The following is a 26,133-nucleotide window of genomic DNA, read 5'->3' on the forward strand; positions in this document are numbered from 1 at the left end:
CCGACGACCGGCGCCTCCCTCACAGCCCGAGCTGGCGCGCGATGATGTTCTTCTGGATCTCGGTCGTGCCGCCGTAGATGGTCTGGGCCCGGGTGAAGAAGTAGCTCGCGGTGGTCGGGGCGGCGAAGGCCGGGATGTCCTCCAGCCCGTCGCGCCAGCCGGCCCCGCTGCGGTCGGCGAAGAACGGCTGGGCGTACGGCCCGGCCAGCTCCAGCCCCCGCTCGGTCACCGCCTGGGCGGTCTCGGTGGCGGCGATCTTGATGATCGAGGCCTCGTCCCCGGGCGCCTCGCCATTGGTCAGCGGCGCGAGCGCCCGCAGCGTCGTCATCTCCAGGGCCAGCAGCTGGATCTCGGTCTCGGCCGTGCGGCGGCGCAGCGCCGAGGCCGCCGCCAGTTCGTCGCCCCAGGGCGCGTCGGCCGCGGCCTGGCGCAGGGCCTGCAGCTGCCGCCGCTTCCCGGCCACGTGGGCGTACGACGTCCGCTCGTGGTTCAGGAGGTGGCGCGCATAGGTCCAGCCCAGGCCCTCGTCGCCGATCCGGTTCTCCACCGGCACGCGCACGCCGGTGAAGGTCACGGTGTTGAGGTGGTGGCCGCCGTCGATCGTGATGATCGGCCTCACCTCGATCCCCGGCGTCGCCATGTCGATGCAGAGGAAGGTGATGCCCGCCTGCTTCTTCCCCTCGTCGGACGTGCGGACGAGGCAGAAGATCCAGTCGGCGTAGTGGCCGTTGCTGGTCCAGGTCTTCACGCCGTCGACCACATAGTGATCGCCCTCCCGGACGGCCCGGGTGCGCAGCGAGGCGAGGTCCGAGCCCGAGTCCGGCTCGGAATAGCCCTGCGCCCAGAAGGTGCGCGACGCCAGAATGTCGCCCAGCCAGCGGTCCTTCTGCGCCTGCGTCCCGAAGGTGTAGATCACCGGCGCCACGTAAAGCAGGCCCATGGGCGAGACGTTGGGGGCCCCGGCGCGCTCCAGCTCCTCGTCGAAGATGAACCGCTGCGAGACGGTCCAGCCGGTCCCGCCGTAGGCTTCGGGCCACCCCGGCGCCAGCCACCCCTTGGCGCTCATGGCCCGCTCCGAGGCGACCAGGTCCGCCTTCTCCAGCACCTGCCCATTGGCCAGCTTCGCCAGGATCTCCTGCGGGTACTCCGTGGCGAAGTACGCCCGCACCACCGCCCGGAACGCCTCGTCCGCTTCGCTCGCTTCCAGCCTCACGCCAACCTCCACGCGCCTGCGCCGCCCGCAGAGAGGGGCGCCACCCCTAGGTCAGTCCAGCGAAACCCGCCGCCGGCGCGCCTCGTGAGGCGGGGGAGGGGCCCGCCGGTGATGCGACGCCTTTACCGCGTCGCCGCTGGGTTGCGGGACCTTGCACGCAGCATGGCGCCGGCCGCACCGAAGCCCAGGATCATCAAGGCCCAGGTCGACGGTTCGGGAATGGCAGCATAGCCGTAGGTGACCCGGAACGTGCCGCTCCAGTCCAGCTTGTTCAGCATGCTCGCCAGCGGCGCGCCGGCGAAATCGCCGCCCCATGCCGTGCGCAGCCGGTAGCCCAGCGACAGGCCCCCGGTCCCGTCCGTGAAGTCCGCCGGATCCAGCGCGCGCGTGAAGGTCGCCGTGTGCGGTTCGTTGACGTTCATCATGCACGTGCCGAGCCCGGACATGATGCAGTTGAGGCTGCCGCCGCGCGGCGAGCTGTAGAGGTCCGCGCCGTCCAGTTCGAGCACCATGTTGGCGATGCCGAAGAGCAGCAGGGTGCTGGGCTTGCTGGGCAGGGAGGCCCCCGTGACCCCCGCCCGCCAGACGCTCTCGGACGCGATCTCGACTGTCACGCTCTCCAGCATGCCCAGAGACGGGTCGGCCCCCGGCAGGCTGAAGACCTGGCTGCCGGTCGCCGTGACCGCGCCGGAGACGCGGAACCACCCGTCCCCCCGGTCGCTCACGTTCTCGGCCGCGAAGATCGTCTGCTGGTTGATGAGGGTCTGGTCGGAGAGCGAGAACGTACGCTCCACCGTCCGGAACGTGACGGCCGCCTGCGCGGGCGCGGCCATCAACGCTGCCGCCGCCATGGCGCCCACCGCCACCCAGCCCGCCGCGGCGAGCCTGCGAGCACTGGCCGATTGCCGAATATCATCAGAATGTTGGGTCATGGCGGGCGTCTCCGATCGACGCTCAGGGTTTCGCCGCAGGCCCTCCGTCTCAACCTCAAAAAAGGGCGTCAATTCTTCGCGGCCTCGCGCGCCCCGTACTTGGCCTCAATCCACATGCCGACGATGGCCAGCTCGCGCGCGATCCACGTATCGAGCGCCTCGGCGAACGCATCGCTCAGCTCCACCTCGCTCGACAGGGGCTTGCGGGCCAGCCACCCGTTCTGCTCGGCCGACGCCAGCATCCCGGCGACGTGGGCGGGGGAGACCTTGTAGCGCTCGGCCAGCCGTCCCCGGGCGATCTCCACCTGTCCCGCCTGCTGCCCGGCCAGTTCCAGCAGCAGCAGGTAACCGTGCCGGCGCTGCATGAAGGCGTCCACCTCCGGCATGCCTTCCATCAGGGTGAACCCGTCGGTCAGGTGCCGCAGCATCACGCCGGTCAGATAGCTCTCCACCAGCCCCGGCCGGTTCGCCAGAACGTCGGGCGCGGCCGGCAGCTCGAACACCTCTCCCACCGCCGCCAGCACGGCTTCGAACCATTCCCGGTGCGCGCTCATGTAGCGCTCGGTAGGCGCCAGCTTGCGCCGCCGCCGGTCCCTGGGGTTGTGCGACACCTCCAGGAGCCCAGCGTGCAGCATCTGGTCGATCAGCGCCTTGACGCGGTTGGGGCTGGCGAACCCGGCCGACGCCAGCGGTCCCGTCACCAGCTTCACCGGGGCTCCGCCCTCGGGGTCCAGCCGGTTCAGCCCGATGATGGCGATCCCCAGCGCGAAGGCGCCGGTATCCGCGGACAGGGTGTGCCGGAACCAGCCGTGCAGCCGGCTCGCGGGGACGTCGCGGCAGAACTTCGTCTTGGCCGCCGCGAAGCCCGGATCGACCTTGATCGCCTCGACCCGCGCGTGGAACAGGGCCCGGTCGATCCTGCCTTTGCTGTCCACCATGCAGCTCCCAGGCTCGTCGTCGTCTCTTTCCGGCCTAGAGTGCTGCGCCGCGCCGGTCTGTCGGTCTTTCGACGGAGGCGCATGTTGTCGGCGGTTTCCCTTCAGCGCTCGAATCCAGGTCGCAAACGCGTCGGGTGAGGCTCGCCGGATGCGGCGCGCGCCATCGATCCATCGGGCCGATCCAGCTGACACCCCGCGTCCCGCGCGAAGCGCGATAAAGCCAGCCACGGACCACATGGATCACACGAACGGCGGGATCATGCCCCGAGCCGGGCCGCCGCGTGGTCGGTGACAACGCCTCCCCACCCCCAACTCATTGTCGTGCCGGTTTCGCCTCCGGCGACCACCGGGACCCATACGCGCTCGATGGTCGTGGCGGCCCGCGGGCGGCGCCGCCGCGTCTCGCCCGGACCCACCGAGTCTATGGATCCCGGTCTTCCGCTGCGCGGAAACCGGGATGACAGCCCTCGAGAGATCGCGAAGGGCGGCGCGTTCGGGTGGTTCGTGTGGTTCGCCTCACCCGGGTCGTGGCCCGCCCAGCCTCCACCTCGCGGAGAATCCGCGCTAGAGAGGCCCCGCAACACACGGACTGGATTTCATGCCCGACCCCAAGGCGCTCGAAGCCCTCGCCCGCATCGGCGAAGTGGACGACTGGCGCGCCGCCTTCATCCGCCAGCTCATCGCCTTCGAGCACGGGATCGAAGCGCCCGGCGTCGATGTGCGCGAGACGCTCACCGGCCCCCTGGTGGATGCGCTCTACGACGACGACCAGGTCGTGCGGAAGACGCTGTCCAGCGGGGTCACGTTCGAGTTCCTCTACCGCTCGAAGATCGCCCGCGACTTCGTGATGTCCGAGCCCGAGGCGCCCGACCACGCGTGGGAGCCGATGACCAGCCGCATCCTGGTCAACCTCGCCAAGGGGGCGAAGAACGTGGTCATCGGCGGCGCCTACTTCGGCGACCACGCCGTGCTGATCGCCCGCGAGATCGCCGGGAACGGCGGCGTCGTCCACGCCTTCGAGCCCAACACCCAGCAGCGCGGCATGCTGATGAAGAACGCCGAATTGAACGGGCTCTCCAACATCCGGCCGCGGCCCGAGGGGCTCTGGCACGACTCCACCACCAACCTGAAGCTGGTCGGCTACGACAGCTTCGCCAACGCCGAGGTGGCGGAAGCCGGCGACGACACGTTCCGGACGGTGACCATCGCCGACTACCTGACGGCCGCCGGGGTCGACCGCCTCGACCTGATCGTCCTCGACATCGAGGGCGCCGAGCTGGGCGCGCTCAAGGGCGCGGCGTCGTTCCTGGCCCAGCCGGCCGGGCAGGCGCCGGCCATCCTGTTCGAGGTCCACCGCCACTACGTCGACTGGTCGAACGGGCTGGCGAACACCGAGATCGCGAAGCTGCTCACCGGCCACGGCTACACGCTTTACGGCCTGCGCGACTTCAACTCGAACTACGACCTGGCGGGCAAGCCGATCGAGCTGATCCCCATGGACGACATCTACCTGGAAGGGCCGCCGCACGGCTTCAACATGGTGGCGGTGAAGGACCCGAAGGTGTTCGACGCGCCCGGCTATTCGATCGTCAAGGGCGTCAGCCCCAAGTACCTGCGCCACAAGGATCCCAAGCTCCACCACCCCCTGGGCGGGCTCTAATGGCCGCCGCCGCCCCGGTCCTCCCCTGTAAGGGGAGGGGGACCGGGCAAAGCCCGGTGGAGGGGTCGCTGGCGCCGCGGGCCGCCCCCCTCCGGCCCCTTCGGGGCCACCTCCCCCTGCGGGGGAGGACCAGCCTTGAGACCGTCTCCGTCCTCCCCTGCAAGGGGAGGGGAACCGGGCGAAGCCCGGTGGAGGGGCCGCTGGCGCCGCGGGCCGCCCCCCTCCGACCCCTTCGGAGCCACCTCCCCCTGAGGGGGAGCATCGGTCGCGGGTTCGGCGCGATCGGCAGGGCGGGCTCATGACCTCCAGAACCGCCACCGTCGTCGGCGCGGCCGGGTTCGTCGGAGCCCGGCTCGTCACGCGGCTGCGGGCCGACGGCTGGGCCGTCTGGGCGCCCTCGAAGGGCGATCCCGATGTCCTGACCCGCGAACTCGGAACGGTCTTCTACTGCGCCGGCCTCACCGCCGACTACGACCGCCGCCCGTTCGACACCGTCGAGGCGCACGCCACCCTGGTGAGCCGCATCATCGAGGCCGGGCGCTTCGAACGGCTGGTCTACTGCTCCTCGACGCGGCTCTACGATGGCCAGCGCAAGGCGCTGGTCCACGAGGCCGAGCCTCTCGTCTTCGACCCGGCCGATCCCCGCCGCGTCTACGACCTCTCCAAGGCGCTGGGCGAGAACCTGACCCTGGCGCGTTCGGGCGGCCGCGGCGCCGTGGCGCGGCTGTCGAACGTCTACGACTGGGCCGACGGCGCCCCGGGCTTCCTCTCCGAGTGGCTGATCCAGGCGCGGTCGACCCGCGACCTCGCGCTCGACTCGAGCCCCAACATCGCCCGCGACTACATCCACCTCGACGACACGGTCGCGGCCCTGATCGCCATCGCCGAGCGTGGGGAGGGCGTCTACAACGTCGCCGCCGGCCGGCTCACCACCAACGCCGAGATCGCCCGCTGCTTCGAGGCCCGCGGCTTCTGGGTGAAGTTCGCGCGCGACGCCAGCCCGCCGCCGCCGCCCAACGCCTCGGTGGAGCGTCTCGCCGGCCTTGGCGTTGAGGCGCGGCCGGTGGAGGATGTGATCGCCGCCTACCTGGAGGGGCTGTCCGCGTGAAGCTGCTGGACCACACTCGCGAAAGCCTGATCGGCTACTTGACCGCCCAGTGCGCCGCTATCGTGCCCGACGGCCGCGAGGGCGAGTTCCGCAAGGCGGTGGACGCCCACATCGACGAGGCGCTCGAGCGGATGCACGTGTGCATCAACGCCTGCGCCCCCTGGCGGCCCGACCAGTTCAACGTGCTGCAGAGCTCGCAGCACTGCATCTTCCTCTACTACCTCTCGAACACCATGTACCGGCGCTCGGGCGAGACGGCGGCGGCGACGCGCCTGTTCCTGATGAACAAGGCGCTGAACGGCATCGACCTGTTCTACGAGATCCAGATGCCGCCCGTGTTCTACATCGGCCACTCGGTGGGCATCGTGCTCGCCAAGGCCACCTACGGGAACTACCTGGTGCTCTACCAGAACTCGACCGTGGGCCGGCACAAGGACCAGATCCCGGTGATCGGCGAGCGGGTGGTGATCTACCCCAACTGCGCCGTGATCGGCCGCTCGGTGATCGGCGACGACGCCGTGCTGAGCCAAGGGACGAGCGCGGTGAACAAGACCGTGCCGGCGGGCGTGATCGCGTTCCGCTCGAGCGGGACGGACCTGGCCTTCCAGCCCCGGCCGGACGACCTGCTGAAGGAGTATTTCCGGCTGTAGGGCCTCAGTCGGTCTGCTTCTCGCCCGTGGCGCGCTCGACCGCGAAGGCGGCGGAGAAGCCGTGCAGGACTGTCGAGACGAGGACCGTGAGGGCCGTGATCGCCCAGAGCTCGGCCTCGTTCTTGAGCTCCATGTGGCTGCCCGCGTAGCTCAGGTAGTAGATCGAACCCACCCCGCGCACCCCGTAGAAGGCGACCACCAGCCGCTCGCGCCCGCGCAGCCGCGATCCGGCCAGCGAAGCCAGTCCGGCGACCGGCCGGATCACCAGGACCAGCGCCAGGGCGATCAGGACCCCCGTCGCGTCGAGCGCGCTCAGAAGCGCCGGCATCGCCGCCCCCAGGCCGATCAGGAGCATCGCCGTCAGCGCGTGCTCGATCGTCTCGGAGAAGTCGTGCAGCCGGACGTGGAAGGCGTGCTCCGACTCCACGCGCCGCAGGCTGACGCCGGCCACGAAGGCGGCGATGAAGCCATAGCCCTCGGCCAGCTCGGTCACGCCGTAGGCGACGAAGACCCCGGCCAGCGCGAACACGCCGGCCTCGGTCTCGGCGAGGGCGTTCTCGCGCGGGAATTCGAACAGCACCTTGCCCAGCAGCCAGCCGACCCCGACGCCGCAGACCACGCCCACGACGATGCGGTAGGCCACGTCCAGCGCCGCCCAGTCGCCGAGCAGCTGCGGTGTCAGGGCGGCTGCGCCCAGGGCGAGGCTCAGGTGGACGAAGGGAAACGCGAGCCCGTCGTTCAGCCCGGCCTCGGTGGTGAGCGTGAAGCGGACGGGGTGCTCGCCCCCCTCGGTGGGCCGCCCCACCTGGACGTCGCCGGCCAGGACGGGATCGGTCGGCGCGAGGACCGAGCCGAGCAGCAGCGCGCCCGCCAGGGTCATGCCGGCCGCCTGCCACCCCAGCGTGGCGACGCCCAGGATGGTCAGCGGCATGGCGATGGCCAGCAGTCGGATGGTCGGTCCCCATCGCGGCAGGTCGAAGACGCGGTCGATGCGCAGGCCCACCCCGAACAGGCCCACGATGACGCAGAGCTCGCTGACCACCTCCCAGGGCTTGGGCGCGGCGATCGGGCTGATCGCCTCGGGGCCCCCTTCGATCCAGCCGAACAGCAGCCAGCCAAGTCCGATCAGCAACGCCGACGCCGCAGGCTCGCGGCCGGACACGAAGCGCGGCAGCCAGTAGGCGAGGATGATCGCCAGTCCGACGGCCGCCAGGAGGAAGTGGTAGCTGGAGAACTCGAACATCCGGGCTCCGGTCGGCCGTCTGCGGCGGGCCGGCCGCGGCGAGGTCCAGGCGCGCGACTCCCGGCTCGACCGCAGCCAACACGCTCAAGCCCGACCGGTTCCTCGTAGCGCGCCTCAGCCCCGGCTTTCCGGCTGTCCCCGCACGGCCGTCCAAACGGTCTCGTAGAAGTCGCGCGCCCATTCCGCCGTGCGGCCCAGGGGGCCGTTCCGCAGACTGGCCCGCAGGGTCCGGCGCAGCTCGCGCCGCCGCGGTTCGTCGGCCGCGATCGCCATCGCGGTGGCGTGGTAGCCTTCGATATCGTCGGCGCAGAGGTCGCCGAGCCCGGCGTTCGTCAGGATGGATCGGGAGAGGCGCTCGTAGAAGGCGGGCCCCGCAAGGCTCACGACCGGCACGCCCATCCAGAGGCTCTCGGTCGTCGTCGTGCCGCCGGTCAGCGGGAAGGTGTCGAGGCAGACGTCGACGTCGTTCAGATGGGCGAGATGCTGGCCGCGGACAGCGCGCCAGAGGAGCCGGCCCGCCTCCACGCCCTCGGCCGCGAAGGCCCGCTCGATATTGGCGCGGAAGGCGGCCGAGGCGGCCTCGGGGCGCACCACCATGAACCGGCTCCCCGGCACGGCCGCCACCACGCGCGCCCAGGCCTGCAGCGTCCGACGATTGTACTTGTAGGGGTTGTTGGCCGTGCCGAAGGTGACGAAGTCCTTTCGGGCGGACGGCGGCGCCTCGGTCACGGGCGTCTCGTCGGTGAAGGCGTGCTCGCCCAGCGTGATCCACGACGTGGGCAGGGGCAGCGGCCGCTCGATCATCAGCTCGGGGCGCTGCGGCGCGTTCAGCGGGTCGCAGATCATCCAGTCGATGTTGGAGAGCCCGACCGAGTGCGGATAGCCCAGCCAGCTCGCCAGCCGGGGCGCGGGCTGGAAGGCCATGACCTCGATCCGGTTGTGCTGCGTCGAGCCGCCCAGTTCGATGAGGAGGTCCAGCTGGTCGTCCGCGATCACCTGGGCGGCGTCCCGGGCCGACAGGTGAGGCAGGCTGCGGAAGGCCGCCGCGCCCGCCCGGACGCGCGCCTGAACGTCGTCCTGCCCGCCCGGGTAGAACGAGTAGACATGCAGGTCGAAGCGCGGATCCCGATGCTCGAACAGCGGGAGGGCGAAGTAGCCGACGGCATGCCGCCGGAGGTCCGACGAAAGGAAGCCCAGGCGCAGCCGGCCGTCGGATGGGCGCGGTCCCCGCCGCGAGATCGGCGCGCGCGCGGCCCAGGCCTCGGTGTTCCGGCCCCAGAGCCGGTGCTGCGCCAGCAGTTCCAGGCGGTCGGCATCGTCCACCACCCGGGGAAGCTGATCCAGGAGGCCCGCGTGCCGTCCGCTACCGGCGAAGCTGCGCCCCATCTCGGCGAAACTGCCCAGGCGTTCCACCGCTTCGAAGTCGCAGGCGCGGCCCAGCACCTCGCTCAGGATCTTGTTGCCCGGCTCGGGCTTCTTTGCGGCGAGGTCCAGCGCCAGGCGGTAGGCGCGGTCCAGGCTCTGGCCCTCGGTCTCGGAGCGGTCGCGCGCCAGCCCCTCGCACAGCGCCATGGCGTAGTCGACGTTGCCGGGGGCCCCCGCGTGGGCCGCCTCCAGCTCGGCATTGGCGGCCGCGCGGTTCCGATCGCCGTACAGCAGGCCCCTCTGGTAGCGGATCCACGCCGCATTGGGGTCGATCGTCTCGACCGCCTCGAGGAAGCCCGCCGCCTGGACGGCCCGGCCGGTCCGCCGCAGGAGCACCGCCTTCTCTTCCAGCAGCCGGCGCTCGGCGGGTCGCCGGCGGATGGCGTCCTCGAGCGCCGCCAGCGCCTCGGCGGGCTTCTGGTCCGCAAGCAGCACCGCGGCGAGGTCCGACCAGGCGTCCACGTGGTCCGCGTCGAGCGCCAGCGCCTCGCGCAGGGCGTCCGCGGCCGCGGCGAACCGCTGCTGCCGCCACAGGGTCCGCCCGCGGCGCCAGGGGTGAGCGGGCGCTTGAGGTTCGAGGCGCGCAAGCTCGGCGTAGACCGCCTCGGCGCGCCGGGCCTCGCCCATGTCCATCAGCACGTTGCCCAGGTTGAGCCAGGCGGCCGTGGTCCGGGGCTGGATGGCCGTGGCGGCTTCGAGCACGGCGGCGGCCTCGGGCAGGCGCTTCAGCCGCCGCAGCGCGACGCCGCGCGTGTTGCTGATCTCGTAGTCGCCGGGATGCTGGGCGAGCCCCTCGGCCGCGCGCTGTTCGACCGCTTCGAAGCGGCCGGCGTTGTAGAGCTGGACCGTCAGCATCCGCCAGACCGCAATGCCCTGCGGCCCTTCGGCGACGGCGGCTTCCAGCTCGGCGATCGCCGCGTCGCGCCGGCCCGCCGCGAGCAGGGCTCTCGCCGCCGACAGACGGTCAGTCATGCCCCTACCGGTGCTCGCTCACGGCGCGATGGATCAGGTCGTAGAAGTCGCGGGCGAACTGCTGGGTCTGGCCGAGCGGGCTCCTGCGCAACGCCTCGCGCATGTTGGCCCGGATCTCGCGACGACGGTCGAGGTCCGCCGCCAGCGCCACCGCCTGCGTCTGGTATTCCTCGGGCGTCTTCACGCAGAGGTCCCCGAGCCCCGCATTGGACAGGATCGAATAGCTCAGGCGCTCGTGGAAGGCCTCGCCCACGCGGCTCACCAGCGGCACGCCCATCCACAGGCTCTCGGTCGTGGTGGTGCCGCCGGTCAGCGGGAAGGGGTCCAGCGTGATGTCGATCTCGTTGTAGTAGGGCATGTGCCGCCCGCGGACCGCGTGGAACACCAGGCGATCCTCGCTGACCCCCTCCCGCGCGAACAGGGCGGCCAGGTTGCGGCGGAAGCTGGCGCCCGATCCCTCAGGCCTCACGAAGGCGAACCTGGAGCCGGGCACGGCGGCGACCACTCGGGCCCAGGCCTGGACGACCTCTCGGCTGTACTTGTGCGGATTGTTGGCGGTGCCGAAGGTGACGAAGCCGTTCCGCTCGCAGGGCAGGCCGGGGGTGATCTCGTTGCGGTCCGAGAAGAAGGCGTCGCCCAGGGCGAGCCATGTCTTCGGCATCACCAGCGGCTTCTCGATGAGGTAGGCGGGGTCCGTGGGAAGGCTGAACGGGTCGCAGATGAAGTAGTCGATGCTCTCCAGCCCCGCCGAATGCGGATAGCCCAGCCAGGACGCCTGGATGGGCGCCGGCCGGTAGGCCATGACCTCCAGCTTGTTCATGTGCGTCGAGCCGCCCAGCTCGATCAGGATGTCCAGCTGGTCCTCGGCGATCTTCTCGGCCGCCTGCCCGATCCCGATGTCGGGCCACCAGCGATAGGCGGAGATTCGCTCGGCGATATGCCGCTGCGCCGCGTCCTCCTGGCCCAGGTAGTAGGAGTAGACGAACACCTCGAAGCGCTCGTTGTCGACGTGGTCGAACAGCGGCATCGCGAAGTATCCGACCGGGTGCTGCCGCAGGTCTGACGACATGAAGCCAAGGCGGATCTTGCCGCCCTTCGGCCTCGGCGGCGGACGCTTGATCGGCCGGCGCGCGGCCGCCTTCTCCACATCGCGGCCCCAGATCCGGTGCTGCTCGACGAGCTCCAGCCGGTCCTCGTGCGTGTGGGTGCGGGACAGCTGCTTCAGAAGCGCCGTATGGCGTCCGCTGGAGGCCCAGCCGCGGCCCAGGGACTTGAAGTCGCCCACCTGGTCCTGGGAGTCGAAGTCGGCGACCCGCACGAAGACCTCGGTCATGATCTTCTTGGCCGCGTCTCCGAACTCGGCCCTGCGAGGCAGGAGCTTCAGGGCGAGCTGGTAGGCCTCCTCGATGTGTCCGCCCTCGTCCCCGTGACGCGTCCGTTCGAGGCTCTCGACGAGCGACGTGGAGTAGTCGAGCCGGTCGGGGTCGAGTTCGACGGCGCGCCGCAGCGCCGCGGTCGCGCGCGCTCGGTCGATGTCGGCGACGAGGGAGCCGATCTGGAAATGCAGCCACGCTGCGTCGGGGTTCGCCGGCAGGAGGTCGGTGAGGAACTGCTCGGCGCGGCGCATCTGGCCCGACCGGCGCAGGACCATGGCCTTGCCTTCCAGGAGCCGCTGGTTGCCGGGGTTGGCGGCGATCGCGCGGTCGAGGACCTCCTCGGCTTCCGCCGTTCGGAACTCCTCGTTCAGGGTGCCGACCAGGTCGAGCCAGGCGTCGATCAGGTCCTTCTTCAGGCTGATCGCGGTCCGGAAGCGGGTCGCGGCGGGATCGATCTTGCCCTGCTGCAGCAGCGCGCGGCCCAGCTGGCGATGGTACTCGGCATTGCGCGGATCGGCGCGCACCATCTTCGTGAAGAGCGCCTCGGCCCTCGCGCCCTCCTTGAGATCCAGCAGCACGTTGCCGAGGTTCTGCTGAGCCGCCGGGTCCTTGGGCCGCAGACGGATCGCGGCGTCCAGCACCGGCACGGCTTCGGCCTGCCGCCGCGCCTTGCGCAGGAGGACGCCGTAGGTGTTGAGGAGGTCGTAGTCCTTGGGGTGGCGCTGCGCGCCCTGGCCGGCGAACTGCACCCCCTCCTCGAACCGGTTGGCGTTGTACAGCTGGACCGCCAGGACGCGGTAGACCTGAACCGTGCGGGCCGGGTCCTCGGTCACGGCTGCGATCAGCTGCTCGATCGCCTCATCCCGGCGCCCCGCGTTGAGGGCCGCCTGCGCCGCTTGCAACCGATCAGTCATCCCGAGCCCTTCAACCGCAGGAAACGGCTGCTTAAGGCCACCCGCCGCCCATGGCTAGCGCGCCGTGGCCGCTGGCCGGCTCTCGGCGATCACGCTGCCGGCGCGGCCCGCTGGGAGAAGCGCCACTTCAGCACCAGGATCGTCGCTGAGAGGCCGAGGCAGACGGTGTTCGCCCCCACGACCGGCCAGGCGTTCGTCATGACGCCATACGCGATCCACAGCGAGAATCCCGTGACGGTCACGGCGTACATGCGCAGCGAGACCGAGGTCGCGTCGCGCTCGCGCCAGATCTTCAGGATCTGCGGCACGAAGCTGGTCATCGAGCACAAGGCGGCGCCTGTGCCCACGACGTCGGCGATCGAAATCACGGCGTCAGCCCCGTGCGGCGTCGCTGTCCATGGGAACGCTAACGGAAATCCGGACGCCGGGTTGCGCCACGTCGGTCACCAGTCGTCCGCGGAGCTGCTGCGCCATCAGCTGGGCGACGGTCAGGCCGAAGCCGGTCGGCGGCGCGCCCGGCGGGACGCCGACGCCATCGTCGGCCACGGATAGCTCGAACCCGGTCGCCGTGCGCCGCAGGGCTACCCGCACGCGGCCGGTGCGGCCGTCGGGATAGGCGTGGCGCAGGGCGTTGCCCACCGTCTCGCTGACAAGCAGGGCGACGGACGCGCCCTGGGGGCCCGGAATGGTCACGGCGTCGAGGTCGAGATCGATGTCCACGCCTTCGCGGCCGGCCGAGCCCGCCAGGTCGCTGACGATCTCGCGCACCAGGGCGGCCAGCTCCACCTCCTCGCGCTCGTCGGCCCAGGCCACATGACGGTGCGCGACGCTGACGGCGGCGACCCGCTGCTGGACGGCCCGAAGCGCCGCCTTCGCGCCTTCGTCGGCCGATCGGCGGCCCTGCAGCAGCACGATGGAGGAGATGAGCTGCAGCGTGTTCTTGACCCGGTGCTCGATCTCGCGCGCGCGTTCGACCTGTCGCTCGAGCGCGGCCTCGGGCCCGTCGATCTTCGGACTGGCCATCCCGTCTCCCGTCGTTCGGCCGCTGTGGTCGCCAGACTATCGCAACCTCGGCGCCGTGGGGTTGCGACTCAAGGCCGCCGGTCGCCGAACCCGATATCGCCTTGGAGAGGCCCGCGGGGATGCGAAAAAGGCCTCCGGCGTCGCCGCCGAAGGCCTCTCTGCGCGCGTCCCACGCCAGGTCGGCGGGGATGCGGCGATCGCGGGTAGCGGGGGGAGCTCACTCGCCCCACCTGAACGCGCTTCCCTGTGGGTCGTTCCGATCAGGTTTCGAGCACCGGCAGACGGATCCGGAAGGTGCTGCCCGCCCCCGGCGTGCTGGACGTGAGCGAGATGGTTCCGTCGTGCAGCTCCATGAGCTGCTTGCCGAGCGCGAGCCCGATGCCGAGCCCCTCCTGGGCCCGTTCCGTCGGGCTCTTCACCTGCGCGAAGAGCTCGAAGATCTTCGACTGCATCTCGGGCGGGATGCCGATGCCGGTGTCCGAGACGTCGATCTCCGCGAAGCCTTCCACCACCCGCGCGCTCAGGGCGATCCGCCCACCGGCCGGGGTGTATCTCGCCGCGTTGTTGAGGAGGTTGCTGACCACCTGGGCAAGCCGCGTGGGATCGGCGTGCAGGTTCACAGGAGCCGCGGGCATGTGCGTGGTGAAGGTGTGGCCCGCCGCGTCGATCTGCGGCCGGCTGGCCTCGACCGCGAACTCCAGGACCGTCTGAAGCGCCACGGTGTCCTTGCACAGCGCGATCTTGCCCTGGTCGATCCGCGAGATGTCCAGCATGTCGTCCACGAGGCGCGTCAGGTGCGCGACCTGCCGCTCCATCTGGGCATGGATCTCGTCCGTCTTCTGAGGGTCCTTCCGACGCCGGAGGAAGTGGAGCCCGGCGCTGAGCGCCATCACGGGATTGCGTATCTCGTGACCGAGGACCGCCAGGAACTCGTTCTTGTGCCGGTCGGCGGTCTGGAGCGCCGCGGCGAGGGCTTCGAGCTCATCGCGCTGCGCGATGATCTGCCGGCGCTGCTGGTGCAGGTCGAAGAAGACGTTGGCCTTGCTGCGCAGCACGTCCGCCTCGATGGGCTTCTGCAGGAAGTCGACCGCCCCGGCCTCGTAGCCGCGGAACCGGCGCTGACGATCCGCCGTGCCGGCCGTCAGGAAGATGATGGGGACGTGACGCGAGACCTCGGCGCCGCGCATGAACTCGGCCAGCTGGAAGCCGTCCATGCCCGGCATCTGGACGTCGAGAAGCGCCAGCGCCACGTCGTGCCTCAGTAGCAGTTCCAGCGCCTCGTCGCCCGAGCGCGCCTTCAGGCAGACCAGGCCGTCGCGCTGCAGCAGCCCCTCCAGGGCTAGGAGGTTCTCCTGGAGGTCGTCGACCAGCAGGAAGTGGATGGGCGCGCTCGCGGTGGTCATGGCGCCCTCAGGTTGGACAGATGCGATGCGATGGCGTCCAGCCGCAGCACCGTGGCGCCGGGGCAGGCCCGGAGCGCGGCCTCGGGCATGGCGGCCACATAGGCCTCCGCCGGATCCTCCACGACGGCGTGTCCGCCGGCGGCGACGACGGCGCTCAGCCCGGCCGCGCCGTCGTGGTTCGCGCCCGTGAGCACGATCGCCGAGGCCGCGGACCCGAAGGCGTCGGCCACGCTGTCGAAGAGGACGTCGATCGCAGGGCGCGACAGGTTCACGAGCTCGTCCGACGACAGCGACAGGCTGCCGTCGGCCTCGACGAGGAGATGGTAGTCGGAGGGCGCGAAGTAGGCGACGCCCGGCTGGGCGACCTCCTTGTCCTCGGCTTCCTTCACGCCCACCCTGCACTTGTTCTGGAACAGCGGGACGAGGGCGTTCTCCCGGTCCGGCGGCACATGCACCACGATCAGGATCGGCGCCGGGAAGTCGGCCGGCAGGGTCGGCAGGATGCGCAGAAGCGCCTGGACGGCGCCGGCCGATCCGCCGATGGCGACCACTCCGGGGGTGGGGCGCGTCATGGGTCGCGCCTCTGGTAGATCTTCTCCTCGCGCACGAACTCGGCGAAGGCGCCTGCGTGACTCGAGAACCGCAGGCTCTCCTTCAGTCCCAGCCCCAGGAAGCCCTTGCGCGCGAGCGAGCCGTGGAAGAGCCCGATGGCCCGGTCCTGCAGGGCCCGGTCGAAGTAGATCAGCACGTTGCGGCAGGAGATGAGGTGCATCTCGCCGAAGACCGCGTCGGTCACCAGGCTGTGGTCCGAGAAGACGATCCGGCTGCGGAGCGACTTGTCGAGGATCGCGCGGCCGTAGTCGGCGGTGTAGTAGTCCGAGAGCGAGGACCGCCCGCCGGACTTCTGGTGATTGGCGGTGAATTTCTTCACCAGCTCGAGCGGGTAGACGCCGGCCTCGGCGGCGCGCAGCGCGGCGGGATTGATGTCGGTGGCGTAGAAGATCGTCCGGTCCTCCAGCCCCTCCTCGCGGAACAGGATGGCCAGCGAGTAGACCTCCTCGCCATGGCTGCAGCCGGCGACCCAGACCTTGAGCGAGGGATAGGTCCTGAGGTGCGGCAGGACCTTCTCGCGGAGCGCCCGGAAGTAGCTCGGGTCGCGGAACATCTCGCTCACCTGGACGGTAAGGTAGCCCAGGAGCCGTCCCAGGGTGGCGGGGTCGTGCAGGAGGCCCGCCTGCATCGCCGAGATGCTGGTGAAGCCCAGCTGGTCGCGGGCCTGGACCAGGCGGCGCTTGATCGAGGCGCGGGCGTAGCTGCGGAAATCATAGTGGTAGCGCTGGAAGAGGGCCTCCAGAAGCAGGTCGATTTCCAGGTCCTCGACGCCCGGCTCCCGCAGCGCCGCGCTCATCGGGGCATCCAGACGCGCACGAGCGACAGCAGCTTGTCCACGTCGATCGGCTTGGCCATGTAGTCGTTCGCGCCGGCCTGGAGGCAGCGCTCCTGGTCGTCCGGCATCGCCTTGGCGGTCAGCATGAGGATCGGCAGGTCGGCCCACTTCGGATCGCTGCGGATCCGGCGGGTCGCCTCCAGCCCGTCCACCACCGGCATCATGACGTCCATGAGCACGAGATCGATCGCCGGCGCGGAGCCCCCGGCGGACTGCGCGAGCGCATCGATGGCTTCCTGCCCGTTGCGGGCGATCTGCACCGAGGCGCCGCGAGGTTCCAGAACGCTGGTGAGCGAGTACACGTTCCGGACATCGTCCTCGACGATGAGGATGCGCCGGCCCTCGAGCACGGCGTCCCGGTTCCGCGCCTTCCGGATCATCCGCTGCTGCTCGGGCGGCAGTTCGGCCACCACCTGGTGCAGGAACAGGGAGACCTCGTCGAGCAGCCGCTCGGGCGACTTCGCGCCCTTGATGATGATCGAGTTCGAGTAGCGCCGCAGCCGCTGCTCGTCGTCGGCGGAAAGCTCGTGGCCCGTGTAGACGATCACGGGCGGGAAGGCGTGGTCGCCCTGGCTGAGCGTCTCGAGCAGGGAGAAGCCCGATGCGTCCGGGAGCGACAGGTCGAGCACCATGCAGTCGAACGTCTGGGACCTGAGCATCTCCAGGCACTCGGCCGCCGTGCCGACCCCCACCGTCTCCACGTCTCCCGACGCCAGCAGGCGGCTGACGGCGTCGCGCTGCACGTCGTCGTCCTCCACGATGAGGACCCGCCGCATCGTGCGCGTCAGCTTCGACTGGAGGTTCTGGAGCACCTCGGCCAGCTGCTCCCGCTGCACCGGCTTGATCAGGTAGCCCACGGCGCCCAGGGACAGCGCGGTCTGGCTGTGGTCGGCGCCCGAGACGACGTGGATCGGGATGTGGCGGGTCGCGTCGTCACGCTTGAGCTGGTCCAGCACCGTGAGGCCGGACTGGTCGGGAAGGCCCACGTCCAGGACGATGGCGTGCGGCTTGAACTCCGCGGCGAGCTCCAGGGCTTCCTCGGCGGTGCCGGCCACGAGGCAGCGGAATCCGAGTTCGCGGGAGAGGCCGCAGACGATGTCGGCGAAGCTCGGATCGTCCTCGATGACCAGCAGCACCCTGCGGCCGTCCATCGGGGCCTCGCGATCGTCGCTCACCCGTCGGGCCGGCGCCGGGCGTCTGCGCTGCGGCAGCGGCTCGGTGGCGGGGGGCGTCTGCGCCGCCGGCGCGCTCGTCGGGGGCTCCCAGGCGGCCACCCGCGCAGGATCGAACGCCAACGGGATCGACAGCGTGAACGTACTGCCCTTGCCCGGGGCGCTCTTCAAGTCGATGGCGCCGCCGAGCAACCGCGCCAGCTCGCGCGAGATGGACAGCCCCAGGCCCGTGCCGCCGTACTTCCGGCTGATCGTCCCGTCGGCCTGCCGGAAGGCGTCGAAGATCGCCTGCTGCTGTTCCGCCGAGATCCCGATGCCGGTGTCCTTGACGGCCACGGCGAGGCGGTCCGCGCCGGCGCGCGCGAAGGCGAGCCGCACGCCGCCCTTCTCGGTGAACTTGAAGGCGTTCGACAGGAGGTTCTTCAGGACCTGCTCCAGGCGCTGGCGATCGGTCTCGACGGTCTCGGGAAGGTCGTCCGCGAGATCGATCTCGAACGTCAGGCCGCGTTGGTCCGCCACCGGCTGGAAGAGCCCGCGCAGGTCGTTCACCAGCCGCCGCAGCGGAACATCCTCGGCCTGGATCTGGAGCTGTCCCGCTTCGATCTTCGACAGGTCCAGGATGTCGTTGATGAGGGTCAGCAGGTCGTTGCCGGAAGACTGGATCGTCCGCGCGTAGCGGACCTGGTCCTCCGACAGGTTCCCATCCGGATTGTCGCCCAGCAGCTTGGAGAGGATGAGCAGCGAGTTCAGCGGCGTCCGCAGCTCGTGCGACATGTTGGCGAGGAAGTCCGACTTGTACTGGCTCGCCTGCTCGAGCTCGCGCGCCTTCTGCTCGACCGCCGCGGCCGTCCGCTCCAGCTCGTCGCGCTGGCCGGCGAGCGTCTGGGCCTGTTCCTCGAGCTGGCTGTTGGTCTGCTCCAGCTCCACCTGCTGCTGTTCGAGCCGCACCTGCGATTCCTTGAGCGCGCGGCCCTGTTCCTCCAGCTCCTCGTTGGAGACGCGGAGCTCCTCGCTCTGAACCTGCAGCTCCTCGGACTGCCGCTGCGTCTCCTCCAGCGCCTCCTGCAGCTGTGTCCGGTAGCGGGCGGAGCGCAGGGCCACGCCGAGGGCGGCGGCGCTCTGCGCCAGGAGGTCCAGCACGCGGTCCTCGATCGGCTCGAGGAAGCCGAGCTCGACCACGGCGTTGACCACCCCGTCGGCCATGGCGGGCGCGATCAGGAGATGGCGCGGGGCGCCGCGGCCGAACGCCGAACCGATCGTGAGATAGCCGTCCGGCACGTCGCGGACGACGATCGGCCGGCGCTCGACGACCACCTGGCCGAGCAGGCCCTCGCCGGACGCGAAACGCTCGGGAATGGCCGCGCCGTCGGGCACGCCGAACGTCGCTACGAGCCGGAAGTCCCCGCCATGCCCCTTGAACAGGGCGCCCGCCTGGCAGCCGGCGTAGCGGGCAAGGAAGGCCAGCACGGCGTCGGAGAGCTGCTCGATCGATTTGTCGCCCATCATCGCGTCCGCGAGCTCGACCTGACCCGACTGCAGCCAGGCCTGGCGGGCGCGGGCGCGGGCGTCGCGGCGGATGAGGGTGAACACCAGGACGGTCAGCGCCGCGCCCAGAAGCCCGGAGAGCGCGATGCTGAGGACGGCCGCCTGCTGCGCCTGGTGCATCTCCGCGATGAGCAGTTCGCGGACCCGCTGCTCCTCCTGCCGCATGGCGGCGAGGCGGGTGCGGATGGCCTCCATCTCCGCGCGACCCTGGTCTCCGCGCACGACAGCCAGGGCGGCGTCGGGACCTTCCGTCTCCCGGAGCAGGATGGTCGACTTCAGCTCCGCGAGCTTGGCGTCGATGCTTCGCCGCAACTGGATCGCGTTGAGCTGCTGCACCGGGCTGATGCGGGTCAGCGCCGCCACTTCATCCTGCGCGGCCGCCGCGTTCGTGACGGCGAGCCGGTAGGGTTCGAGGTACCGGGGATCGCCGGTCAGCAGATACCCGCGCTGACCGGTCTCGGCGTCCTGGATCAGGGACCGAAGGTTGTCCACCGCCACGATGACGCGATGCGACTGCCGGATGCGCGCATTGTTCGCCTGGAGTTCCGCGACGTTCAGGTACGAGACCGAGCCGCTGATCAGGAAGAACAGCAGCACGGCGACGAGGCCAAGGGTCGTCCAGACGTCCACCCGTGATTCGAACGGCGAAACGATGCGGACGCGGGAAGCGGACATGGACATCCTGGAACGGCGGCGCGCGACCGCTGGCGGTCAGCGGCCGCAGGTACGGAGTTCGGGCCCGGACTGCCGGCGGCGGGTTCGGTCCGCAGCAGCCCGTCTGAGGAGGATGGGCCCGTCGATCGCCGACCAGCACTCCCCCCCAAGCGCCGTAACGGCGCAGCTTGGCGTTTGGTTCCGCGTCCCGGCGCGCGCCGCAGACGCCTTGACCGCCCGGTCCTCCCACGCCAAAGCCGCCTGCCATGAACATCCTCCTCGTGGGCTCGGGCGGGCGCGAGCATGCGCTGGCCTGGAAGATCGCCGCCTCTCCCCTGGTGACACGCCTGGTGGCGGCGCCCGGGAACCCCGGCATGGCCGCCCAGGCGGAGTTGCGGGACGTGCCCGCCACCGACGTCCCCGCGCTCGTGGAGCTCGCCCGCGAGATCGCCGCCGATCTCGTGGTGATCGGGCCGGAGTCGGCGGTCGCCGCGGGGCTTGCCGACGCGGTGACCGCAGCGGGATTCCCCTGCTTCGGCCCGACGGCGCAGGCGGGCCAGCTGGAGAGCTCCAAGGCCTTCACCAAGGCCTTCTGCGACCGCTACGGCCTGCCCACCTCGGCCTATGCCGTGTGCGAGAGCGCGGAGGCCGCGCGGCGCGCCCTCGATCGGTTCGAGCCGCCCTATGTGGTGAAGGCCGACGGCCTGGCCGCCGGCAAGGGCGTGGTCATCGCGCCCACCCGGGCGGAGGCGGAGGCCGCCATCGACGACGCGTTCGGCGGCCGCTTCGGCGCGGCCGGGGCCCGCGTGGTGCTGGAGGAGTTCCTGGAGGGCGAGATCGGCTCCCTCTTCGCCCTGTGCGACGGCAAGGACTCCATGGTCTTCGGCTGGGCCCAGGACCACAAGCGCGCCTACGACGGCGAGCAGGGCCCGAACACAGGCGGCATGGGGACCTATTCGCCCGCGCCGGTCTTCACGCCCGAGCTGGTCGAGCAGGTGCGCACGCGGCTCGTGGAGCCGGCCTTCGCGGGCATCGCGGCGGACGGAGCGCCGTACCGGGGCGCGCTCTTCGTGGAGCTGATGGCGACGGCCGCGGGGCCGAAGCTGGTGGAGTTCAACGTCCGCTTCGGGGATCCGGAGTGCCAGGTGCTCATGCTGCGGCTTGAGAGCGACCTCGTGCCGTACCTCGTCGCCTGCGCGCAGGGGCGGCTGGCCGAGATGCCGCCGCCGAAGTGGCGGGACGAGAGCGCCGTCTGCGTCGTCGTGGCGGCCAAGGGCTATCCCGACAAGCCCACGGCCGGCGGCGAGATCCGCGGCGCGGACGCCGACTTCGGGCCCGACGTGGTGGTGCTGCATGCCGGCACGAAGCGCGACGCCGGGGGCGTCATGCGCGCGGCGGGCGGCCGCGTCCTGAACGTCTGCGCCGTCGGCCCCACGCTTCGCGAAGCCCGCGACAAGGCCTATGCGGCAGTGGACGCCATCGACTTCCCCGACGGCTTCTGCCGCCGCGACATCGGCTGGCGCGCCCTCCGCTGACTACGGGGTGATCCTGGGGGCGGGGCCTCAGCCCCCCTCCGCCACCGCCTTCAGCGCCGGCAGCGCCACGGCGTGCCAGGCGTGACCCAGCCCGCCGCGCACGTCTTCGGTCTCGCGGTCATCGAACTGGTCCCAGCCGGAATGGACCAGGCGCACGTGCGTGCCTCCCGGTATCTCTCGCAGGCGGATGTCGACGAAGGTGTCCGGCACGTCGGGGAATCCCCAGCTGAACGAAAGCCGACGGGGGCGGTCCAGCACCTCGATGCGGCAGGCGATCGCGCCCGCGACGTCGCCGGCCGCGCGCCGCGCGCGGTCGGGCTGCAGGTAGAACACGTGCCCGGCCTCGCCGCGAAATCCGAGGCAGCCCATCCAGCGGCTCACCTGGGCAGGGTCGCTCAGGGCCTGCCACACGCGTTCCCGCGGGGCGGCGACCTCGATCATCGACGTGACGTCCTCGACCATGCCGGGCACGTGCGGCCGTCGTGCCGGGGCGTCAAGCCTTGCCCCCTCGGCGCACCCGGCTAAAAGACGTCCAAACAAGCGTACGAGCTGGGGAGAGACCATGGCCGAAGCCCTGACCGCCGAGCAGGAGCGCGAGCAGCTCAACACCGGCACGAAAGAGGTCGCCGAGACCCACCGGTTCGACGAAGCCTCGCTGGCGCGCTGGATGGAAGCCAACGTCGAGGGCTACCAGGGCCCGCTGGAGGTGCGCCAGTTCAAGGGCGGCCAGTCGAACCCGACCTACCAGCTGGTCACGCCGAACCGGAAGTACGTCATGCGGCGCAAGCCGCCGGGCAAGCTGCTGCCGTCGGCGCACGCGGTGGACCGCGAGTTCAAGGTGATCTCGGCGCTCTATCCCACCGGCTTCCCGGTCGCACGCCCGTTCGGCCTCTGCACCGACGAGAGCGTCGTCGGGACCATGTTCTACGTGATGGACATGGTGGAGGGTCGGATCCTCTGGGACCAGTCGCTGCCCGCCTACTCGCCGGCCGAGCGCCGCGAGATCGTGCTGGCCAAGATCAAGACCCTCGCCGACCTGCACAACACCGACTACGTGAAGGTGGGCCTGGAGGACTACGGCCGTCCCGGCAACTACATGGCCCGCCAGGTCGACCGCTGGACCAAGCAGTACAAGGCGTCCGAGACGGTCCACATCCCGGCGATGGAGCGCCTGATCGAATGGCTGCCGAAGACGGCGCCCGAGCAGGAGCGCACGTCCATCGTCCATGGCGACTACCGCCTCGACAACATGATCTTCCACCCGACCGAGAACCGCGTGGCTGCGGTGCTCGATTGGGAGCTGGGGACCCTCGGCGAGCCGCTCGCGGACTTCACTTACCTGCTGATGAACTGGGTCAACGGCGGGATCTCGCAGATCCCGGACCTGAAGGCGCACGGGATCCCGACGCGCGAGGAGGCCGTGGAGTACTACTGCGGCCTCACCGGTCGCAGCGGCCTGCCGGACCTCAACTGGTACTTCAGCTACAACGCCTTCCGCCTCGCCGGCATCCTGCAGGGGATCGTGGGCCGGGTGCGCGACGGCACGGCCAACAGCCCGCACGCCGCGCAGCAGGCCGACCGGGTGCTGGGCCTCGCCGAGACGAGCTGGAAGTTCGCCGAACTCGCCGGCGCGCGCTGAGCGAGACGGTTCCGGCCGAACGGGTGCTGCGCTAGCGGGCGCGTACGCGGTCCAGCAGGGCGGCCAGCGCCGCCTCGTCGTCGAACACCGCCTTGACGGGCCAGGCGGCGACGCGCGTCCGCCAGGCGGGCGGCAGGCGCGCCCAGTCCTTCTCGGTGGTGACGAGCCCCGCGCCCAGCCGCTCGGCCCGGCGGGCCAGCCAGGCCAGCTCGGACTCGCGGAAGACGTGGTGGTCGGGGAACGGCGCGAAGTCGGCCAGGCGGCAGCCCGCGTCGGCCAGGGCGCGCTCGACCTTCCAGGGCTTGGCCACGCCGGCGAAGCCCAGTTGCGGGCCCGGGGGCGGCGGCGCGGCCGGCGCCAGCCGCGCCGTCAGGACGGTCCGGTCGCCGAGCTGGGCCAGCAGCGCGGGATCGGGCGCATCCAGGCCGACCGGCAGCAGGACGACGACGGCGTCGGCGCGGGCGAGCCCGGCGGCGAGCGGTTCGCGCATGGGGCCCGCGGGGAAGACCCGGCCATCGCCGAAGGGCCACTCCTCGCCGCGCGTCTCGCCGTCCACGACGACGAGGCTGAGTGACTTCAGGACCGCGGGGTTCTGATGGCCGTCGTCCATCACCAGGACCGCAGCGCCCGCCTGCGCCGCCGCGACCGCTCCGGCCGCGCGGTCGCGGGCGACCCAGACCGGGAGGTCGTTCGCGAGCATCAGCGGCTCGTCGCCCACCTCGGCGGCGCCGTGGCGTTCCGGGTCCACGCGCACGGGTCCGGCCAGCGATCCGCCGTAGCCGCGCGTCAGGACGGCGGCGCCGAGGCGGCGGGCGATCTCGCGCGCGATCGGGGTCTTGCCGGCGCCGCCCACCGTGAGGTTGCCCACGCAGACCACCGGGACGCCGGGATCGACGGGACGGCCGCGCGCGATGCGCCGCGCCGTCGCCCAGGCCCAGATCCACGAGACGGGCGTGAGCAGCGCTCTCAGCAGCGGCGCCGTCCGCGGGCGTCGCTCGTACCACCAGCGGGGCGTGGTGAGCTTCATGCGGGCAGGAGCGGCTGGAGGAGGCGGTAGGCTTCGTCCAGGGCCGCGCCCTGGCGGTCGGCGTAGGCGAAGGCGGCCTCTCCCATCCGCCGCGCGATGCGGGGATGATCCAGCAGGCCGCGTAGGTGGCGCGCCAGGGCGTCGGCGTCGGCCGCCGCGATCGCCGCGCCCTCGGCGAAGAGGCCGGCATAGGCCTCGGCCGCGTTGAACACGTGAGGCCCGGTCAGGATGGGGCGTCCGATGCGGGCGGGCTCCAGGGGGTTGTGGCCGCCGACGCCGGGGGCGAAGCCGCCGCCCATCACCACGATGTCGGCCAGCCGGAAGAAGAGCCCGAGCTCGCCCAGGGTGTCGGCCACGTGGACGCCCCCCGTCGGCAGTTCGCCGGCGCCGCGGCGCGTGGCGGCGAGCTGCTCGGCGAGCGCGGGACCCCGCTCGGGATGCCGGGGGGCCACGACCAGGAGCGCCTCGCCGAGATCCGGCGCCGCCTGGTGGAAGGCGCGGGCGATGAGGTCTTCCTCGCCCGGGTGGGTGCTGGCGGCGAGGACCACGCGATGGCCGCCCACGGCCTTGCGCAGGCGCTCCAGCTCGGCGGCGTCCGCGGGCAGCGGATCGCCGACCAGCTTCAGGTTCAGCCGCGGACCGGGGCTGGCGCCCAGCGCCGACAGCCGCGCGCCGGTCGCCTCGTCCTGCGGCAGCACGAGGTCGAAGGCCCGCACGACGGTCCGCGCCGACGCCGGCCACTGGGCCCAGCGCCGGGCGCTGGCCTCGGTCATCCGCGCGGACACCAGCGCCAGGCGCACGCCGCGGGCGCGCGCGCCGAGGATCAGGTTGGGCCAGAGCTCGCTCTCGACCAGGACCCCGGCGTCGGGGCGCCAGTGGCCGAGGAACCGGCGGACGGCGCCCGGCCCGTCCACCGGCGCGAACTGATGGATCACACCCGCGGGCAGCCGGCGGGCCAGCAGCGCGGCGGCCGTCGCGGTTCCGGACGTCACGAGCAGCGCCAGCTCCGGCCGGCGGGCGCGGAGCGCCGCGATCAGGGGCAGCAGCGACGTGGTCTCGCCGACGCTCACGCCGTGCAGCCAGACGAGGGGACCGTCGGGGCGCGGGACCGTGGGGCGGCCGAGGCGCTCGCCCAGCCGCGCGGCGTCCTCCTTGCCGCGGCGGGCGCGACCGCGCAGGACCCCGGGCGCCAGGGGCTCCAGCACGCGGGTGGCCGCGCCGTACAGCGCCAGGGGCAGGGTCGGGGTCACGCCACCTTCGCGCAGCCGAGGCCGCAGCCGCCCTCGGTCTCCACCTGCAGGGTCACGTGGCCGATCGCGAAGCGGTGCGAGAGACCCTCGCGGGTCGAACGCAGGAAGCTGTCGCCGTCGTCCGCGCTGCAGGGGCGGAGGATATGCGCGGTCATCGCCGTCTCGGTGGTGGAGAGCGCCCAGACGTGCAGGTCGTGGACCCCCTCGACGCCCGGCTGGCGGCTGAGCCAGGCGCGCACCTCGTCCACGTCGATCGCGCGCGGCGCAGCGTCCAGGGCGAGGTCGGCGGAGTCGCGGAGCAGGCTCCAGGTCCCGAGCATGATGACGCCGGCGATCACGAGGCCCAGGGCCGGATCGATCCACGCCAGCCCCGTGCGGCTCATGACGAAGGCGCCGACGACGACCGTCAGCGAGACGCCCGCGTCGGCCGCCATGTGCAGGAAGGCGCCGCGGACGTTCAGGTCGCTGTGACTGCCGCGCATGAAGAGGAGCGCGGTGGCGCCGTTGACCAGGACCCCGAAGCTCGCGGCCAGCATGACCAGCCCGGTCTCGACCGGCGCCGGCTGCAGCAGCCGGTGGATGGACTCCGAGGCGATGGCGCCCACGGCCACGAGCAGCAGCACGGCGTTGGTCAGGGAGGCCAGGATGGTGGCCTTGCGCAGGCCATAGGTGCGCCGTCCGGCGGGCGCCCGCCGGGCCAGGACGGCGGCGCCCCAGGCCAGGATCAGGGCGAGGACGTCGGACAGGTTGTGGCCCGCGTCGGCGAGCAGCGACATGGAGCCCGTCCAGAACCCCAGGCCCGCCTCGACCGCCACGAACGCGGTGTTGAGCACGACGCCGATCCCGAAGGCCCAGCTCATGTCCTTCGGGGCGTGATGATGGTGGTGGTGGCCGTGGCCATGCCCGCCGCCGTGGCCGTGGGTGTGACCGTGGGCGTGGCCATGGTCGTGAGCGTGCTCATGCCCATGCTCGTGGCCGTCGCGCGCGGGATGCGGGTGGGCGTGCGC

General features: G+C 71.4%; 21 protein-coding genes. 5 read left to right on the plus strand and 16 right to left on the minus strand.

The window, feature by feature from the left end; translation table 11 throughout:
• Positions 1–19 precede the first annotated feature (19 nt).
• The 3 genes from AC2D8W_RS08135 to AC2D8W_RS08145 form a co-directional block, all read right to left on the minus strand.
• Positions 20–1,213, minus strand: a complete 1,194-nt coding sequence (locus AC2D8W_RS08135) for an acyl-CoA dehydrogenase family protein (protein WP_484671126.1) — start codon at positions 1,211–1,213, stop codon at positions 20–22.
• Between the two features lie 122 nt (positions 1,214–1,335).
• The gene (locus AC2D8W_RS08140; protein ID WP_484671127.1) at positions 1,336–2,064 is read right to left on the minus strand and encodes a PEPxxWA-CTERM sorting domain-containing protein; all 729 of its coding nucleotides are present in this window, start codon (positions 2,062–2,064) and stop codon (positions 1,336–1,338) included.
• A gap of 149 nt (positions 2,065–2,213) precedes the next feature.
• Positions 2,214–3,083, minus strand: coding sequence for a hypothetical protein (locus AC2D8W_RS08145; protein ID WP_484671128.1), 870 nt, complete (start codon positions 3,081–3,083; stop codon positions 2,214–2,216).
• Positions 3,084–3,681: 598 nt separating this feature from the next.
• Here AC2D8W_RS08145 and AC2D8W_RS08150 point away from each other — a divergent pair.
• The 3 genes from AC2D8W_RS08150 to AC2D8W_RS08160 all read left to right on the plus strand — a co-directional run bounded on the left by AC2D8W_RS08150 (position 3,682) and on the right by AC2D8W_RS08160 (position 6,501).
• Positions 3,682–4,743 carry an FkbM family methyltransferase gene (locus tag AC2D8W_RS08150; RefSeq protein WP_484671129.1) on the plus strand — a complete coding sequence of 354 codons (1,062 nt, stop codon included), beginning with the start codon at positions 3,682–3,684 and terminating at the stop codon, positions 4,741–4,743.
• 298 nt (positions 4,744–5,041) lie between these two features.
• On the plus strand, positions 5,042–5,851 hold the full coding sequence (locus AC2D8W_RS08155; RefSeq protein ID WP_484671130.1) for an NAD-dependent epimerase/dehydratase family protein: 810 nt from the start codon (positions 5,042–5,044) through the stop codon (positions 5,849–5,851).
• Positions 5,848–6,501: an LbetaH domain-containing protein gene (locus tag AC2D8W_RS08160; protein WP_293481243.1), complete on the plus strand. Its 654-nt coding sequence runs from the start codon at positions 5,848–5,850 to the stop codon at positions 6,499–6,501. Before AC2D8W_RS08155 ends, AC2D8W_RS08160 begins: the two co-directional genes overlap by 4 nt.
• 4 nt (positions 6,502–6,505) lie before the next feature.
• Here the strand turns inward: AC2D8W_RS08160 and AC2D8W_RS08165 are convergent, their stop codons facing one another.
• The 9 genes from AC2D8W_RS08165 to AC2D8W_RS08205 all read right to left on the minus strand — a co-directional run bounded on the left by AC2D8W_RS08165 (position 6,506) and on the right by AC2D8W_RS08205 (position 19,696).
• Positions 6,506–7,744: a cation:proton antiporter gene (locus tag AC2D8W_RS08165; RefSeq protein ID WP_484671131.1), complete on the minus strand. Its 1,239-nt coding sequence runs from the start codon at positions 7,742–7,744 to the stop codon at positions 6,506–6,508.
• A gap of 114 nt (positions 7,745–7,858) precedes the next feature.
• Positions 7,859–10,141: an O-linked N-acetylglucosamine transferase, SPINDLY family protein gene (locus tag AC2D8W_RS08170; protein WP_484671132.1), complete on the minus strand. Its 2,283-nt coding sequence runs from the start codon at positions 10,139–10,141 to the stop codon at positions 7,859–7,861.
• A gap of 4 nt (positions 10,142–10,145) precedes the next feature.
• Positions 10,146–12,431, minus strand: a complete 2,286-nt coding sequence (locus AC2D8W_RS08175; RefSeq protein ID WP_484671133.1) for an O-linked N-acetylglucosamine transferase, SPINDLY family protein — start codon at positions 12,429–12,431, stop codon at positions 10,146–10,148.
• A gap of 89 nt (positions 12,432–12,520) precedes the next feature.
• Positions 12,521–12,790, minus strand: a complete 270-nt coding sequence (locus AC2D8W_RS08180) for a SemiSWEET family sugar transporter (protein ID WP_484671447.1) — start codon at positions 12,788–12,790, stop codon at positions 12,521–12,523.
• Positions 12,791–12,803: 13 nt separating this feature from the next.
• Positions 12,804–13,454, minus strand: a complete 651-nt coding sequence (locus AC2D8W_RS08185; RefSeq protein WP_293482510.1) for a sensor histidine kinase — start codon at positions 13,452–13,454, stop codon at positions 12,804–12,806.
• Between the two features lie 260 nt (positions 13,455–13,714).
• On the minus strand, positions 13,715–14,857 hold the full coding sequence (locus tag AC2D8W_RS08190) for a hybrid sensor histidine kinase/response regulator (RefSeq protein ID WP_484671134.1): 1,143 nt from the start codon (positions 14,855–14,857) through the stop codon (positions 13,715–13,717).
• On the minus strand, positions 14,854–15,429 hold the full coding sequence (locus tag AC2D8W_RS08195; RefSeq protein WP_484671135.1) for a chemotaxis protein CheB: 576 nt from the start codon (positions 15,427–15,429) through the stop codon (positions 14,854–14,856). Before AC2D8W_RS08195 ends, AC2D8W_RS08190 begins: the two co-directional genes overlap by 4 nt.
• A complete protein-coding gene (locus tag AC2D8W_RS08200; protein WP_484671136.1) occupies positions 15,426–16,265 on the minus strand; it encodes a CheR family methyltransferase in 840 nt (279 codons plus the stop codon). The genes AC2D8W_RS08195 and AC2D8W_RS08200 overlap by 4 nt, the downstream gene beginning before the upstream one ends.
• Complete coding sequence (locus tag AC2D8W_RS08205; RefSeq protein WP_484671137.1) at positions 16,262–19,696, minus strand: response regulator; 3,435 nt, start codon at positions 19,694–19,696, stop codon at positions 16,262–16,264. Before AC2D8W_RS08205 ends, AC2D8W_RS08200 begins: the two co-directional genes overlap by 4 nt.
• A 245-nt stretch (positions 19,697–19,941) precedes the next feature.
• Between AC2D8W_RS08205 and purD the strand changes: the two genes are divergently transcribed.
• Positions 19,942–21,210: a phosphoribosylamine--glycine ligase gene (gene purD, locus AC2D8W_RS08210; RefSeq protein WP_484671138.1), complete on the plus strand. Its 1,269-nt coding sequence runs from the start codon at positions 19,942–19,944 to the stop codon at positions 21,208–21,210.
• A 27-nt stretch (positions 21,211–21,237) separates the two neighbouring features.
• On the opposite strand, the gene AC2D8W_RS08215 is transcribed toward purD, so the two are convergent.
• Positions 21,238–21,672, minus strand: coding sequence for an SRPBCC family protein (locus AC2D8W_RS08215; protein ID WP_484671139.1), 435 nt, complete (start codon positions 21,670–21,672; stop codon positions 21,238–21,240).
• Positions 21,673–21,772: 100 nt separating this feature from the next.
• Here AC2D8W_RS08215 and AC2D8W_RS08220 point away from each other — a divergent pair, with 100 nt between their 5' ends.
• Complete coding sequence (locus AC2D8W_RS08220; RefSeq protein ID WP_293482504.1) at positions 21,773–22,849, plus strand: phosphotransferase family protein; 1,077 nt, start codon at positions 21,773–21,775, stop codon at positions 22,847–22,849.
• 31 nt (positions 22,850–22,880) lie between these two features.
• On the opposite strand, the gene lpxK is transcribed toward AC2D8W_RS08220, so the two are convergent.
• From lpxK to AC2D8W_RS08235, 3 genes are read right to left on the minus strand one after another with little or no spacing between them, the layout of a single operon-like run.
• Positions 22,881–23,876 (minus strand): tetraacyldisaccharide 4'-kinase, encoded by a 996-nt coding sequence (lpxK, locus tag AC2D8W_RS08225; protein ID WP_484671140.1) that lies wholly within the window; start codon positions 23,874–23,876, stop codon positions 22,881–22,883.
• Positions 23,873–25,126: a 3-deoxy-D-manno-octulosonic acid transferase gene (locus AC2D8W_RS08230; protein ID WP_484671141.1), complete on the minus strand. Its 1,254-nt coding sequence runs from the start codon at positions 25,124–25,126 to the stop codon at positions 23,873–23,875. Before AC2D8W_RS08230 ends, lpxK begins: the two co-directional genes overlap by 4 nt.
• On the minus strand, positions 25,123–25,986 hold the full coding sequence (locus tag AC2D8W_RS08235; RefSeq protein ID WP_484671142.1) for a cation diffusion facilitator family transporter: 864 nt from the start codon (positions 25,984–25,986) through the stop codon (positions 25,123–25,125). The genes AC2D8W_RS08230 and AC2D8W_RS08235 overlap by 4 nt, the downstream gene beginning before the upstream one ends.
• Between the last annotated feature and the right edge of the window lie 147 nt (positions 25,987–26,133).

Source organism: Phenylobacterium sp. T106, assembly GCF_057219735.1.